The 14869-nt window shown below is 33.5% G+C and carries 12 protein-coding genes; 5 read left to right on the forward strand and 7 right to left on the reverse strand.

What is annotated here, in order from left to right:
- Complete coding sequence (locus JMUB898_RS03960; protein ID WP_002445638.1) at positions 1 to 933, forward strand: CdaR family protein; 933 nt, start codon at positions 1 to 3, stop codon at positions 931 to 933.
- A 28-nt stretch (positions 934 to 961) separates the two neighbouring features.
- Complete coding sequence (glmM, locus tag JMUB898_RS03965) at positions 962 to 2317, forward strand: phosphoglucosamine mutase (protein ID WP_126501910.1); 1356 nt, start codon at positions 962 to 964, stop codon at positions 2315 to 2317.
- 125 nt (positions 2318 to 2442) lie between these two features.
- Here the strand turns inward: glmM and JMUB898_RS03970 are convergent, their stop codons facing one another.
- The 4 genes from JMUB898_RS03970 to JMUB898_RS03985 are packed head-to-tail and all read right to left on the reverse strand — an operon-like array spanning position 2443 to position 7613.
- Positions 2443 to 3546, reverse strand: a complete 1104-nt coding sequence (locus JMUB898_RS03970; protein ID WP_002445636.1) for a mannitol-1-phosphate 5-dehydrogenase — start codon at positions 3544 to 3546, stop codon at positions 2443 to 2445.
- Positions 3546 to 3980: a PTS mannitol transporter subunit IIA gene (locus JMUB898_RS03975; protein ID WP_002445634.1), complete on the reverse strand. Its 435-nt coding sequence runs from the start codon at positions 3978 to 3980 to the stop codon at positions 3546 to 3548. Before JMUB898_RS03975 ends, JMUB898_RS03970 begins: the two co-directional genes overlap by 1 nt.
- A 12-nt stretch (positions 3981 to 3992) precedes the next feature.
- On the reverse strand, positions 3993 to 6020 hold the full coding sequence (locus JMUB898_RS03980; RefSeq protein ID WP_037541872.1) for a BglG family transcription antiterminator: 2028 nt from the start codon (positions 6018 to 6020) through the stop codon (positions 3993 to 3995).
- Between the two features lie 30 nt (positions 6021 to 6050).
- Entirely contained in the window at positions 6051 to 7613 is a 1563-nt protein-coding gene (locus JMUB898_RS03985) for a PTS mannitol transporter subunit IIBC (RefSeq protein WP_126501911.1), read from the reverse strand.
- Positions 7614 to 8280: 667 nt separating this feature from the next.
- On the opposite strand from JMUB898_RS03985, the gene glmS reads away from it, so the two are divergent.
- Together glmS and JMUB898_RS03995 are read left to right on the forward strand one after the other, a co-directional pair.
- Complete coding sequence (gene glmS, locus JMUB898_RS03990) at positions 8281 to 10086, forward strand: glutamine--fructose-6-phosphate transaminase (isomerizing) (protein ID WP_002445631.1); 1806 nt, start codon at positions 8281 to 8283, stop codon at positions 10084 to 10086.
- Between the two features lie 250 nt (positions 10087 to 10336).
- On the forward strand, positions 10337 to 11194 hold the full coding sequence (locus JMUB898_RS03995) for an HAD family hydrolase (protein ID WP_037541871.1): 858 nt from the start codon (positions 10337 to 10339) through the stop codon (positions 11192 to 11194).
- A gap of 87 nt (positions 11195 to 11281) precedes the next feature.
- Here JMUB898_RS03995 and JMUB898_RS04000 read toward each other — a convergent pair whose 3' ends face one another.
- On the reverse strand, positions 11282 to 12481 hold the full coding sequence (locus JMUB898_RS04000) for a YtxH domain-containing protein (protein WP_002445628.1): 1200 nt from the start codon (positions 12479 to 12481) through the stop codon (positions 11282 to 11284).
- Positions 12482 to 12613: 132 nt separating this feature from the next.
- Here JMUB898_RS04000 and JMUB898_RS04005 point away from each other — a divergent pair, with 132 nt between their 5' ends.
- Positions 12614 to 13345 carry a metallophosphoesterase family protein gene (locus JMUB898_RS04005; protein WP_037541870.1) on the forward strand — a complete coding sequence of 244 codons (732 nt, stop codon included), beginning with the start codon at positions 12614 to 12616 and terminating at the stop codon, positions 13343 to 13345.
- A gap of 107 nt (positions 13346 to 13452) precedes the next feature.
- On the opposite strand, the gene czrB is transcribed toward JMUB898_RS04005, so the two are convergent.
- Complete coding sequence (czrB, locus tag JMUB898_RS04010) at positions 13453 to 14433, reverse strand: CDF family zinc efflux transporter CzrB (protein ID WP_002445624.1); 981 nt, start codon at positions 14431 to 14433, stop codon at positions 13453 to 13455.
- On the reverse strand, positions 14434 to 14760 hold the full coding sequence (locus JMUB898_RS04015) for an ArsR/SmtB family transcription factor (RefSeq protein WP_037541876.1): 327 nt from the start codon (positions 14758 to 14760) through the stop codon (positions 14434 to 14436).
- Between the last annotated feature and the right edge of the window lie 109 nt (positions 14761 to 14869).

Genomic DNA, 14869 nt, shown 5'->3' on the forward strand with positions numbered 1-14869 from the left:
ATGTTAGAAAGTAAGTGGGGATTAAGATTTGTAGCCTTAATTCTAGCCGTATTTTTCTTTTTATCAGTAAATAATGTATTTGGAAATGTATTTAATACTGATGACATATCCCAGAAATCTACTAAAACGATTCAAGATGTACCTGTAGATGTTATTTACAATAATAAAGATTTGCATGTTACAAAAGCACCTGATAGTGTAGATGTTAATTTATCGGGTCCTCAATCAAAGTTAATAAAAATTGAAAACCCTGAGGACCTCAAAGTTACAGTTGATTTATCTGATAAAAAAGCAGGAAGCTATCATAAAAAATATCAGGTTAAAGGTATAGGTAATGATGTTAGTTATAGTGTGAAACCTAAAACAGCAAACGTTAACTTAGAGAAAAAAGTAACGAAAGAAATGCATGTACAACCTGATGTTAGCCAAAGTGATATCGATAATAATTATAAAGTCAGTAAGCAAAAGATTTCTCCTGAAACTGTCAAAGTTACTGGAGGGGAACAACAACTTAAGAAAATTGCTTATTTGAAAGCTACTTTTAAAAATTCTAGTAAAATCACTAAAGATACAAATGATGTAGCAGAAGTTAATGCTTTTGATAAGGAATTGAATAAGCTTAATGTTTCAATTAATCCAAATGAGGTTAATTTAAAAGTCTCAGTTGCTCCTTTTAGTAAAAAGGTAAAAGTACATACTAAAACGACTGGGAAGTTAGATAATGATAAAGAATTAGACAATGTTAAATTGAATGATAAAGAAGTTCAAATTTATGGTAGTAGAGATGATTTACAAAGCATCAATGAAATAACTGCTGAAGTTGATTTGGATGGCATTTCAGACTCAACTGAGAAAACAGTGAAATTTGATTTACCTAAGAATGTTACGAAAGTAGATCCTAAAGAAACGAAAGCTTATATTAATGTTAAATAATTGATAGATACAAAAGGAGAGTTTAAGAATGGGAAAATATTTTGGTACTGATGGCGTTCGAGGAATTGCCAACCAAGAGCTTACTCCAGAGTTAGCATTTAAGTTGGGAAGATATGGTGGCTATGTTTTAGCACATAATAAAGGAGAGAAACATCCTAAAGTCCTTGTAGGTAGAGATACACGTGTTTCTGGTGAAATGCTTGAATCTGCTTTAATTGCGGGCCTTATCTCAATAGGAGCTGAAGTCATGCGTTTGGGTATTATTTCTACACCTGGTGTGGCTTATCTCACTAAAGAAATGGAAGCAGCTTTAGGTGTGATGATTTCTGCTTCTCATAATCCTGTAGCTGATAATGGTATTAAATTCTTTGGTTCAGATGGTTTCAAATTATCTGATGATCAAGAAAACAAAATTGAAACTCTACTTGACCAAGATAATCCTGAATTACCTCGTCCTGTAGGTGAAGATATAGTACATTATTCTGATTATTTTGAAGGTGCTCAAAAATATCTAAGTTACTTAAAATCAACAGTTGATGTTAACTTTGAAGGGCTAAAAATTGCATTAGACGGTGCTAATGGATCAACGTCATCACTTGCACCATTTTTATTTGGCGATTTAGAAGCTGATACAGAAACAATTGGCTGTAGCCCAGATGGATATAATATTAATGAGCAATGTGGTTCTACGCATCCTGAGAAATTAGCTGAAAAGGTACTAGAAACAGAAAGTGACTTTGGTTTAGCATTTGATGGCGATGGCGATAGAATCATTGCTGTTGATGAAAAGGGTCAAATCGTCGATGGAGATCAAATTATGTTCATCATTGGTCAAGAGATGCATAAAAATCATGAATTAAATAACGATATGATTGTTTCAACAGTTATGAGTAATCTTGGTTTTTATAAAGCCTTGGAAAATGAAGGCATTCAATCCAATAAAACAAAAGTTGGAGATCGCTATGTTGTAGAAGAAATGAGAAGAGGTAACTACAATCTTGGCGGTGAACAGTCTGGTCATATTGTTTTAATGGATTATAATACAACTGGTGATGGTTTATTAACCGGTGTACAATTAGCTTCTGTTATTAAAATGAGCGGAAAATCACTAAGTGAATTAGCAGCTCAAATGAAGAAATATCCACAATCTCTCATTAATGTTAGAGTAACGGATAAATATCGCGTTGAAGAAAATATCCATGTTCAAGAAGTTATGACAAAAGTTGAAACAGCAATGAATGGTGAAGGAAGAATTTTAGTTCGACCTTCCGGTACAGAACCATTAGTAAGAGTCATGGTGGAGGCAGCTACAGATGAAGATGCCCAACGCTATGCTCAAGAAATCGCTGATGTCGTTAAAGAAAAAATGGGTTTAGATGAATAAAAGTTACCGATAAACTTTAAATCAAACATTACAAAACACCTCCGAAAGGTATTTCGATACATCTTTCGGAGGTGTTTATTGTGGATGAAGTAGAGTATAAATTGTATATTTTTAAACTCAAATTTTTATAAAGCTTCTAAAGCTTTAACAATTTCATCAGCAAGTTGATCATCAACTTTGGCGTAAGCTTTTAAGAATGCTTTAGCACCATGTTCTTTAATATAAGTATTCTTCTCAACTGTCTCTTGATCAGCTTTATCATCATAAGCGAGAAGTAGTGCTGCTGTATTAACTAAGCCATCGCGTTCTAATCCTTTTTCATATAGGTATGTTAAAGGTTTAATAATACGATCTTTAGGGCCAATTTTACGTATCGTTCCTCGACCTACACGTGTCACTTCATCTGATAAATTTGGATTTTTAAAACGTTCGATAATTTTTTCTACATACTGTGCTTGTTCACTTTCAGAGAAATCAAATTGGTCTGTGATATATTGACTTGTTTCACTTAAAACTTGACGCAATCCAGCATTAATTTGATCATCTTCAACAGCATCTAAAACCGTAGCTTTATCACCATAATATCCTGCATATGCTAAATATGCGTGTCCAGTATTAACAGTTAATAATTTTCTTTCAATGTAAGGTGTTAAGTCATCTACGTATTTGATGTGGTTTAATTCTTCTCCATACCATGCATCTTTTTCGATGACCCATTCGAAGAAAGGTTCTACCATAACATCTAATATATTGTCGTTCTTTTGTAATGGTACGATTCTGTCTACAGCTGAATTGGCGAAGTGAATGTTATCACTTAATGGGCCTGTAATGTCTAAAATCGCTTTTTTCAATGTATCTGTCGCCATAATTGCATTTTCACAAGCTACAATGTTCACGTGATTTTTCTTTTCTTTTAAATAAGGTGCAAATGATTTAGCGATAATAGGTAAAATGTTGACGCCGACAGCTGTTGTAATTAAATCTGCTTCAAGAATCGCTTCTTTAAGTTCATCAGAAGGTTGGGCTGAATTAATTGCATCGACATTATTAACACGTGTCGTTGTTTTGGATTCATCAGCTAGGATAACATCATATTGATGCTCTTTATCTAAAGCATTAATGATTTCCTCGTTTACATCTGCGAAAGTCACTTTTACATTATTATCCGCTAAAATATATCCGATAAATCCCCGGCCGATATTTCCGGCTCCAAAATGGACTGCTTTCATTATGCGTCAGCCTCCTCGAAAACTTGTTTAATTTCTTCTGCTGATTTCGCGTTCACAATTCTATCGACATTTTCCTCTTCACTAAAAGTGATAGCAATTTTGGATAGTAAATCTAAATGTTCACCATCTTTACCTGCAATACCAACAACCACTTTAACTTCTTCGCCGTTCCAATCTACGCCTTCAGGAATTTGTAATAAGCTTAATCCTGAACGAATTACGTTACCTTTTGCTTCTTCTGTACCATGAGGGATTGCTAAGCCATTACCCATAAACGTAGATACTACATCTTCACGGTCTTTCATAGCTTGAATATAGTTCTGTGTCACTGCACCGCTGTCTACAAGTGCTTGTCCTGCTTTTTCAATTGCATCGTTTTGACTTGATGCAGATACATTTAAAAAGATATTTTCGTTACTAAATAATTCACTCATTTTTATACACTCCTATAATAATTGACTTTTAATATGATTTAATAAATTTCTTTTTAGTATAGTTTTAAATTCCTGTGGTTTTTGCATATATTCATCAATATCCTCTAAATGTGAACTTAGCTCCTCAGATAGGGCGCTAACAAATCGAGCTATTTTTTGATTATCAGGAATAAACATACTAATCATATAGTGAATTGAGCTTTCATCATTTTGATTGTGTTGAAATTGAATTGGCTTTTCCAAAATAGTAATGAGTATCATAGGTTTCTTAAACATATCATCTCTTAAATGTGGAATTGCCACTGGATACGGATTAAGTATCCAATTAGGATGCTGTTCATATTTCAATTGCAACAAATCAGCGAATGATTGATTCCGCTCAATAACATTTTCATTGAGTAAATAGTCTTCTAAATATTGTTTCCAATTATCTACTAATTTATAATCTATTTTCACTGAATCTAACACTTCTAAACCTACACGCATGTCTTCAATAATAGTATCGGGATTAACGAAGGAATGTGTGTCAGTATCTTCAGAAGTATGCGTTTCATTCGATTTTGTACTTAAAAAGGAAGAAACATAAGCGACTTCATGCTCAGGTAATAATGGGTTTACAACGAGAAACGGTACGTCGATATCTAAATTAACAGTTGAAATAATTCCATCGTAAGCAGTTAAATCTAAAACATTTAAATCACTCACAGAAGCTTGAGTAATTCTTTCAATTTCATTAAAAGCTTGTTCTAAACGGGTTGATAACAAACGACTTGTGCCTATACCACTACTACATACGACCAAGATGTTTAAGAAGCGATTGCCTTGATTCTTAATCGAACCACCAAAGTGAAGTACAATAAAGGCGATTTCGCTTTCAGGGAAGATTAAGTCTGGCCAAACCATGTGCAAGGCTTTATGAATATTTTCAAAAAGTCGAGGATATTTAAATTTAATCATTTCAGTTAAAGGATTATACGTTTCGATGTTTGATTTTAAACGATTAATTGCAGGATTAATATGCAGACTCAATCCCTCAATTAAATTGTCTTCATCATCAAAATGTTGTCCTGAAATGTGTTCTACCGTTTTTACAAATTGAAGAATCTTAGAATCATTACTTTCATCCTCTGAAGAGGCGTCTTTCGATACCTTTCGCTTTGCCCCACGCAAGTGAATCGTAATGAATGTGATTTCAGCTTGATTGAATGTGATATCATACATCTCTTCAAGTCGTTGAGCGATTTCTGTTGCAACTTTATGTTCAAGTGTATGTTTCACTGTTTCATAAATATCTTCATTAAGAGAAACATATTCGCCATTTTTCATGCGAGTGATACTTAAGACAATATGCACTGTTAGTGTTAAATAACTAGATTCAGTTAATGAATAGGGGAGTTCACCCAAATAATCCATGAGTATACGTTCGATCTTAAATATTCTGTCTAAATCTACTAAAGATTGTTGAGAATGATTTAATGACTGATATACGAAATGATTTTCAATCACTGAGTAGACGCTTGTACTATTCAAGTTATTTACCATGAGTTGGCTTAAGAACTCTCTTTTCTTTGATTCTGGACCGTTAAGATAAACACCTTCGCCACGCTTTCTAGATAGAGAAAGTTGATAAGAAGATAACTCAATTTCTAAATCATCTAATAATTTGGTTAACGTTTGAATAGAAACGCCTATTTCATGTGCCAAACTAAATTGTTTGATTGCGTGTTTGGACTGAATTAATGCATATAAGATGATAACTTTCTGTTCTTCAACTGATAAATCTAAAGTTTGTTGCTTTTTAACTTCTTCTTTTAAACCTTTAATATTAGCTTCTGTTCCTGATAAGCGAATCCCTTTTTTATTCGCACGTTCTAATTCAATAGAAAATGAATTGAGATATTTCTCGACATGTTTTAATTCTCTGTGAATTGTACGAGAGGACACCGCTAGTTGTTGAGCGATGTCGTATATAGTAACATATTGACCGTGATACTTGATTAATATATCAATAATATCTTTTTCACGTGTACTCAATAACATGGCGGTGTCCTCCATTTTCTTATATTTAAATTAGTCTTCTTTTTTCAAATTATTTAAAAGTTCTTCATATCTAGGTGAATTTAAGAAATTATCTACTGAAATATGAATGGCGTTAGGTACTTGTTTGATGGCACGGTCTGTCAATGTCTTTTGAGTAATAACAAGTTGTGCATCGTTAGGTAATTGGTTAATAGCTGTATTAGTAACATTTACATCTGTAATGCCAGCTTTCTTAAATTTATTACGTAACATACTTGCACCCATTGCACTTGAACCCATACCCGCATCGCATGCGAATATAACATGATTCACACCACTGTAGTCATGGGCATCTACATCCTCAGTATTATAGTTATCTAATAACTGTTCTGAGTCGTCTTCGCTTTCACTTGAGCTTGCTTGACTAGCTGTAGCGGCTGTTGCTCCTGTAGCACCAGCAGTTTGTTTAGATGTTTCAGTGCTTTCTTTGTCTGAAGCGGTTAATTTAGAAGACACATTCGATTTTTTACCTTTAGTAGCTTCCATTTGAGCAGTTGCAGCTTCTAAATCTTGTTTAGGTTCTTTCGTAAATTTCATGATTAATGCTGCGACTACAAATGATACGAGCGTTGCAAGAAATACACCAAGTAACATGTGTAAGAATTCGCCTTTAGGTGCGTTTAAACAATACACAATAAATGATCCTGGTGATGCTGGACTTCTAAAACCGAATCCAGTAGCTTGGTATGTTGCAACACCAGTCATACCACCTAAGATAACAGCTAAGAATAGTAAAGGACGCATTAATACATATGGGAAGTAAATTTCATGAATCCCACCTAAGAAGTGGATAATACCTGCACCATATGACGTTGCTTTTGCAGTTCCTTTTCCGAAAATCATATACGCTAATAAAATACCTAAACCTGGTCCAGGGTTTGATTCAATCGTGAATAAAATAGATTGACCTGCGTGCGCTGCTTGGTCAGAACCAAGTGGTGTAAATACACCGTGGTTAATAGCGTTATTTAAGAATAATATTTTAGCGGGTTCAACATTAATACTTACGATTGGTAGCATATGAAGGTGAACTAAGAATTCAACTGCAACTGATAGAATATGCATGATGAATTTCATAATTGGCGCTAAAATTTCAAAGCCAAGTATTGTCATGATGAAACCTAAAATACCAGCTGAGAAGTTATTAAACAACATTTCAAAACCTTGTGGCGTTCTAGGTTGAACAAACTGGTCAACTTTTTTCATTAACCAACCTACGAGAGGTCCCATAATCATAGCACCAAGTAACATTGGCGTATCTGGTAATGCTACAATGACCCCCATCGTCGCTGTAGCTGCAATAATACCACCACGTAAACCGTGGATTAAACGTCCACCACTAAATGCAATAAGTAGTGGAATTAAATACGTAATCATTGGCCCTGCTAATTGAGCTAAGTCTTTATTAGGGAACCAACCATTTTTTATAAAGATTGCGGCGATAAAGCCCCATGCAATAAATGCACCAATATTTGGCATAATCATACTACTTAAGAATGATCCAAATGCTTGAACTTTTCGTCCTAATCCTTTTTTCTCTTGAGTTTGTGACATCTCTACACCTCTTTTTAATTAGTATGTGTCTAAATTTAGTTTAAAGCCTTGGGTTACATTCACTCAATATAAACAAAATTTAAGTTTGTCATGTCATTTGTGACATATTAAATCTAACTATTGAAGATATTTAAAAGATGAATTAGTTTTTGTTTTAATTTCATTTCAATGGTTAAAAGAATAACTTTTTTAAATTGTTTCGAGAAACATTGTGAAATCATTTGCAAAATAAAACAACGACAGTGTACAATAATGATTAATGGAAAGGAGGAAAGAAAGGTAATAAATAATTATAGCGCCTGTGCAAAATGACTAAGTGATCATCGACGATTAAAAGTTAATTAGGAGAACTTTTATAGAGGATGATTTAGCTTTTGTAGACGAGGAGGATAGTGATCGAATAGATCGGCGGATGCTATCCCGGATGTGGCTCATTCGTTAGCTTATTAAGTAAAACACCAGGGTAACTTGGTGGACAAAGTTAATAAGATCGCCAAATATAATAAATACTTAGGGGAGCGTAGAGTAGCGTGTTTAAATTTGAATATCACACGCTTATTTCTTGATGTATTCAACATGACATCGTATATGATAGAAGATTATCAATCTAAATTAAGATAATGAATCATATTGCTCACGTTATCCCTCATTTTGGAGGAAATAAATTATGTGTGGAATTGTTGGTTACATTGGTTACGATAATGCCAAGGAATTACTATTAAAAGGTTTAGAAAAATTAGAATATCGTGGTTACGATTCAGCTGGTATTGCTGTAGTCAATGATCAAGGTACGAAAGTATTTAAAGAAAAAGGTAGAATTGCTGAATTACGTAAAGTTGCAGATAGTAGCGAAGAAGACGGAACAGTAGGTATTGGTCACACACGTTGGGCAACACATGGCGTACCTAACTATGAGAATTCTCACCCTCATCAATCTACTTCAGGTCGATTCACACTCGTACATAATGGTGTAATCGAAAATTATGAAGAGTTAAAAGCTGAATACTTATCAGATGTAACATTTTTATCTGAAACAGACACGGAAGTCATCGTTCAACTTATCGAGCGCTTATCAAATGAAGGACTTTCAACAGAAGAAGCATTTACTAAAGTAGTGAAATTATTACATGGTTCATACGCTTTAGGCTTATTAGATGAAGAAGATAAAGACACTATTTATGTAGCTAAGAATAAATCACCATTGTTAATTGGTGTCGGTGAAGGTTTCAACGTTATTGCTTCAGATGCTTTAGCGATGTTACAAGCAACAAATCAATATAAAGAAATTCATGACCATGAAATTGTTATTGTTAAACGTGATGATGTCATCATTAAAGATATTAATGGTCAAGTACAAGATCGTGAATCTTACACTGCTGAAATCGATGCTTCAGATGCTGAAAAGGGTGTATACGATCACTACATGTTAAAAGAAATTCATGAGCAACCTGCAGTAATGCGTCGAATCATTCAAGAATATCAAGATGAAGAAGGTAACTTGAAAATTGATCAAGACATCATTAAAGATGTTGCCGATGCTGACAGAATCTATATTATTGCAGCAGGTACAAGCTATCATGCTGGTTTGGTTGGTAAAGAATTCCTAGAAAAGTGGGCTGGCGTGCCAACTGAAGTACATGTAGCATCAGAATTTGTGTACAATATGCCTTTATTATCTGAAAAGCCTTTATTCATCTATATTTCACAATCAGGTGAAACAGCAGATAGTCGTGCCGTATTAGTTGAAACTAAAAAATTAGGTCATAAATCATTAACAATTACAAATGTTGCTGGCTCAACATTATCTCGTGAAGCGGACCATACATTATTACTACATGCAGGTCCTGAAATTGCGGTTGCATCAACAAAGGCTTATACAGCACAAATTGCAGTTTTATCAATTCTTTCACAAATCGTTGCTAAAAATCACGGACGTGAAGCGGATATTGACTTATTAAGAGAATTAGCTAAAGTCACAACTGCTATCGAAACAGTTGTTGATGATGCACCTATTATGGAAGAAATTGCTACTGATTTCTTAGAAACAACACGCAATGCGTTCTTTATCGGACGTACAATTGACTATAATGTAAGTCAAGAGGGTGCGCTTAAACTTAAAGAGATTTCATACATTCAAGCTGAAGGCTTTGCCGGTGGTGAATTGAAGCACGGTACAATCGCACTTATTGAAGAGGGTACACCAGTCATCGGATTGGCCACTCAAGAGAACGTTAACTTATCTATTCGAGGAAATATTAAAGAGGTAGTCACACGTGGTGCACATCCATGTATTATTTCTATGGAAGGCTTAGATAAAGATGGAGATACGTATGTTATCCCTCACGTTCATGAATTATTGACACCATTAGTTTCTGTAGTAACAATGCAATTAATCTCTTATTATGCGGCGTTACACAGAGATTTAGACGTAGACAAACCACGTAACCTAGCTAAATCAGTTACAGTTGAGTAAGCGTAGCTATCGCTATAGTAAATGCCGACAAAGAGTATTCTTTGTCGGTATTTTTTGTTTGAGTCTTATAATAGAACTTTTGAAAATATAAAAAATCATCTTACAATATTTCTATTTTAAAGTGATGAAGAACAATTTTTACTCCTGTGGTTGAAATAAATAGGTATTTTCTAAAAACTAAGTCGTTGCACTTTATCTTAAACAGTGCCACAATTTATTCAAGTAGAAATTGTAACGAGTGGAGGAACATATGAAAAACGTTAAAGCAATATTCTTAGACATGGATGGAACAATCCTACATGAAAACAACAAAGCATCTAGCTATACTAAAGAGGTCATCGACGAATTACGAGATAAAGGGTATAAAGTCTTTTTAGCGACTGGACGTTCGTATTCAGAAATTCATCAATTAGTACCTGAGGGATTTAAAGTTGATGGAATTATTAGTTCTAATGGTACGACAGGTGAAATTGACAATCGTAATTTATTTAAACATAGCATGTCTTTAGAACAAGTTAAAAATATAGTTGAATTAGCTGAGCAACAAAATATTTATTATGAAGTATTTCCTTTTGGGGCACAGCGTATTGTTTTAAATAGAGATGAACAGTGGATGCGTGAAATGATTTCTAGTGAGACACCACCGAATCATGTAAGTCAAAGTGAGTGGTCATCTAGACGAGATGCCATGAGAGATAAGATAGATTGGCGCGACGAATTGCCTAATTTAGATTATTCTAAGATTTACTTATTCAATCCTAATTTAGATAAAATAACTATATTTAGAGACGAATTGATTCAAAATAAAGTGAAACTAAGTATTAGTGTATCTAATTCATCTCGTTATAATGCAGAAACAATGGCTTATAATACAGATAAAGGCACTGGCATTAAAGAAATGATAGAGCACTTTGGGATTAAACAAGAAGAAACGCTAGTCATCGGCGATAGTGATAATGATCGAGCTATGTTTGAATTCGGTCATTATACAGTGGCTATGAAAAATGCAAGACAAGAAATTAAAGACATCACAGATGATGTCACTGCAGAAACAAACGAGGAAGATGGCGCAGCCAAATATTTAAAAACGCATTTATTAGATAAATAATTGAAACTTAGATTATTTCAAGATATATGAAAAGCTCGCAGGTAACCATAATTGGCGTTACTTGCGAGCTTTTTCATATTGATTTAATTATTTGTTATCGAAAGTATCTTTTGCTTTATCACTGATGTTATCTTTAACGTCATTCGCTTTATGAGATGCATTATCTTTTAAATCTTGACCTTGATCAGAAATGCTATCTTTTTTATCGTTGATTTGACTTTCAGCTTTATCTTTGAAGTTATCATCAGTTGATTGATGATTATTAACTTTATCTTGTGCTTTTTCTTTCGCATCAGATGTTTGATGATTAACATCATCTTTAGTATCCGCTAAAGTATTTTTATTTTTCTTCTTATCTTTACGTGCTTTTTTATCAGGTTTATCTATCTTTTCACCACGAGTGATGAAGTAGTATACAATTCCCATGATGATAACGATGTAAATAAAGATTCTGATAAGGATGATAAGAATGAATACGATATATGCTAAAACTTGGGCAACAGATTGTGACATATTACCTGTTAATAAACTAAATATAGTAATAAGTGGTTGACCTGCAAGAAGCACAATTAGATTTAGTAATAATACACCAATAAAGAATTTAAACCATGTTTTATGACCATTTTTAATGCCTTTAAATCCTTCTTTGACATTGCTGAATGGACGACGCGTTGGATCTTCAGCAAATGCAACTGTGTAATTAATCATGAAAATAAGGAAGAACCAGTAAAATATTGATGTAATGAATCCCATTACTAAAATAAATACAATTTGAGAAATAAGTAAAATAGTCATTCCATTATCTGCAGTAGCTACGGATTGTTGAATCATTCCAAATAATGGTATTAATGTGAAATTGTATAATAAATTTAATAAGTATGCGATTGCTAATAAAATAAGGATTGTAATCACTGAGATCAATGCAAGTAATAAAGATTTTAAATAATACCCTTTATTAGTGAATGCAAAGAATAAATCGCTAAATTTTACTTTTTCATTTTTCATAGCTTTTTGGATAACATTCAATGCACCAGCGATTAATTGATATCCAATAAAGATGAATAGTATAGCTAAAATCAGATAAATAAGTAATAGTGGTAATAACAATGAAGTGGTCGGTTGACCAAATTGTTGTAGCATTTGCATTTGTTGATTAATTTTAGTAGTCAATACAGATGCATATCTAGCAACAAAGAAACAAACTGCAAAACTTAATAAAGCAAATAATAAAGCTTTGAGTATTTGCGGTTTAGCATTTTTAAATGCTGATTTATAATATCTAAACAAATTATAAGCACTCCTTTACCGTAATATAAATACAATATCAAAAATCCTAATTTTTTTAAATTAATATCTAACATAATTAGGTATTGAGTGTTAAAATATGCTAATGAATTTATATTGAAAGGAGATATCATCATGAAATTTGCAGTTATTACTGATATCCATGGTAATTATGATGCATTAGAAAAGGTATTGGATGATATTGATAGTAGGGAAGATATCGATAAAATTTACAATCTTGGCGACAATATAGGTATTGGACATGAGACAAATAAAGTTTTAGATACTGTTTTTGATCGTGATGATATGGAAATAATTGCAGGAAACCACGATGAGGCAATTATGACACTTGTGAATGGTACAGAATATCCAGAAGACCTTAAAGGTAAATTTTATGAACATCATCAATGGATAGAAAGCCATCTCGACGAATCTTATTACGAGGAACTTAATCATTTACCACGTTATATAGAAACAACAATAAAAGGTAAAAAGGTTTTATTTATTCATTATGAAATTCCTAACGATAAATTAGACGTGGGTATTGAGGGACAACCGTTTGCTCCGATAGCAGGAGACGATGAACAAGAAATCGCTAAACTTTTTGAAGATAAAGAAGCTGATTTAATCTTATTTGGACACAATCATAGATTACACATGTTTGATGGTAAATCTACCATTTATTTTAATCCTGGTGCAGTAGGTTTAAACAATGGAGCACACACAGTTTACGGTATTGTCACTATAAATGAACAAGGAATCTCAATCGAACGCGTTAAATTAGCGTATGACGATGAAGAATTTATAGAAGGCTTCGCTGAGAAACAAGTTCCTGCTCGTGATTTTATATTTGAAAACTTTATGTAAATAATACACATTACGAATAACAAATAGGCCTGTCTAAAGTGAATTTGAGGTTAATTCATTTTAGACAGGCCCTTTTTAATGTATACAATTTTAAACTCGAACCATTTTTAATGACTATGGGCGTGTTGATGTGTATGAGAATGTTCATGAACGCCAGAGCATAATGTTGATTCGTCATGTTTATGTTTTGGTGTTTCTAATTGTATCGTCATATGTTGAACATTTTGATGTAATAAATCATGTTCGATTGTTTCCAAGAGTGATTCACATTCTTCAACTGTTAAGTGCTCAGGTACAACTGCATGACAACTTAATGCATTCATGTCGTTAGAAATTGTCCACACATGATAATCATGAACATTTTGGATACGCTTATCTTTAGTAATCGTTCTTATAACGGCCTCTAAATCAACATCGCTTGGTGTCCCTTCCATTAAAATATTGAGCGAAGATTTTGCTATGCCATAAGCACTTTTCAAGATAATAAGTGACACTAAAATACTAGCGATAGGATCGGCAACTGTGAAGTTGAATCCCCAAATTAATAATGCTGCTACGATGGCGCCAATAGATCCGAATAAATCGCCTAAAACATGTAAGAAAGCGCCACGCATATTTAGATTATGGGAAGTGTCGCCGCCTCTAAACATAAGTACTGCAACGATGACATTCACGATGAGACCCACCATACTAATGATAAACATTTCTTGTGATTGTACCTCTGGTGGTGCAAAGAATCTACGTATCGCTTCAATAATAATCATGATGCTAATGATAAATAGCGTTACACCATTGAATAGAGCAGCTAATACTTCAAAACGTTTATATCCATAGGTTTTAGTTTGTGTGGCATTCTTTTCAGCATAAATAAAGGCTACAAGTGCGACGCCGAGTGAAATCGTATCGCTTAACATGTGAAATCCATCTGAGAGTAATGCCAAACTATTAGCGACAAACCCACCGATAATTTCAACTATCATAAATAAACCGATAATAATAAATGAAATAAGAAGTACCTTTTTATTATTAGTGTGTACGTGACCGTGTGCATGATTGTGACCGTGATGTTGATGATTATGAGTTGTCATTTAATTTCCACCTTCATTAGGGTGACTTGCATGATGAATGGCTTGTTTCAGTAAAGTGGAGACATGCATGTCATCTAAAGCGTAAATCATAGATTGACCTTGGCGTTTAGATTTTACTAGATGAATACTTTTTAATAACTTAAGCTGATGAGATACGTTGGATTGAGACATGTTCAAAGTGTGAGAAATATGTCCAACACTCGCTTCACCATATTCAAGTAATTCCATAATTCGCAACCGATTTAAATCACTCAGAGCTTTAAATATTTCTGTGACTCTCGTTAAAGTCTCGATATGAGAATCTACGTCATGTTCAAATTCATTCATCATGCTACACCTCTTTATATGAATATTTGTTCATATATTAATATAATCCACTGGCCACCTTATGTCAATGTGAATTGAATGAGGTTTATCTATGGAAAATAGTGGTAAA

Source organism: Staphylococcus caprae (assembly GCF_003966625.1).
In the GTDB taxonomy this organism is placed as follows: Bacteria; Bacillota; Bacilli; order Staphylococcales; family Staphylococcaceae; genus Staphylococcus; species Staphylococcus caprae.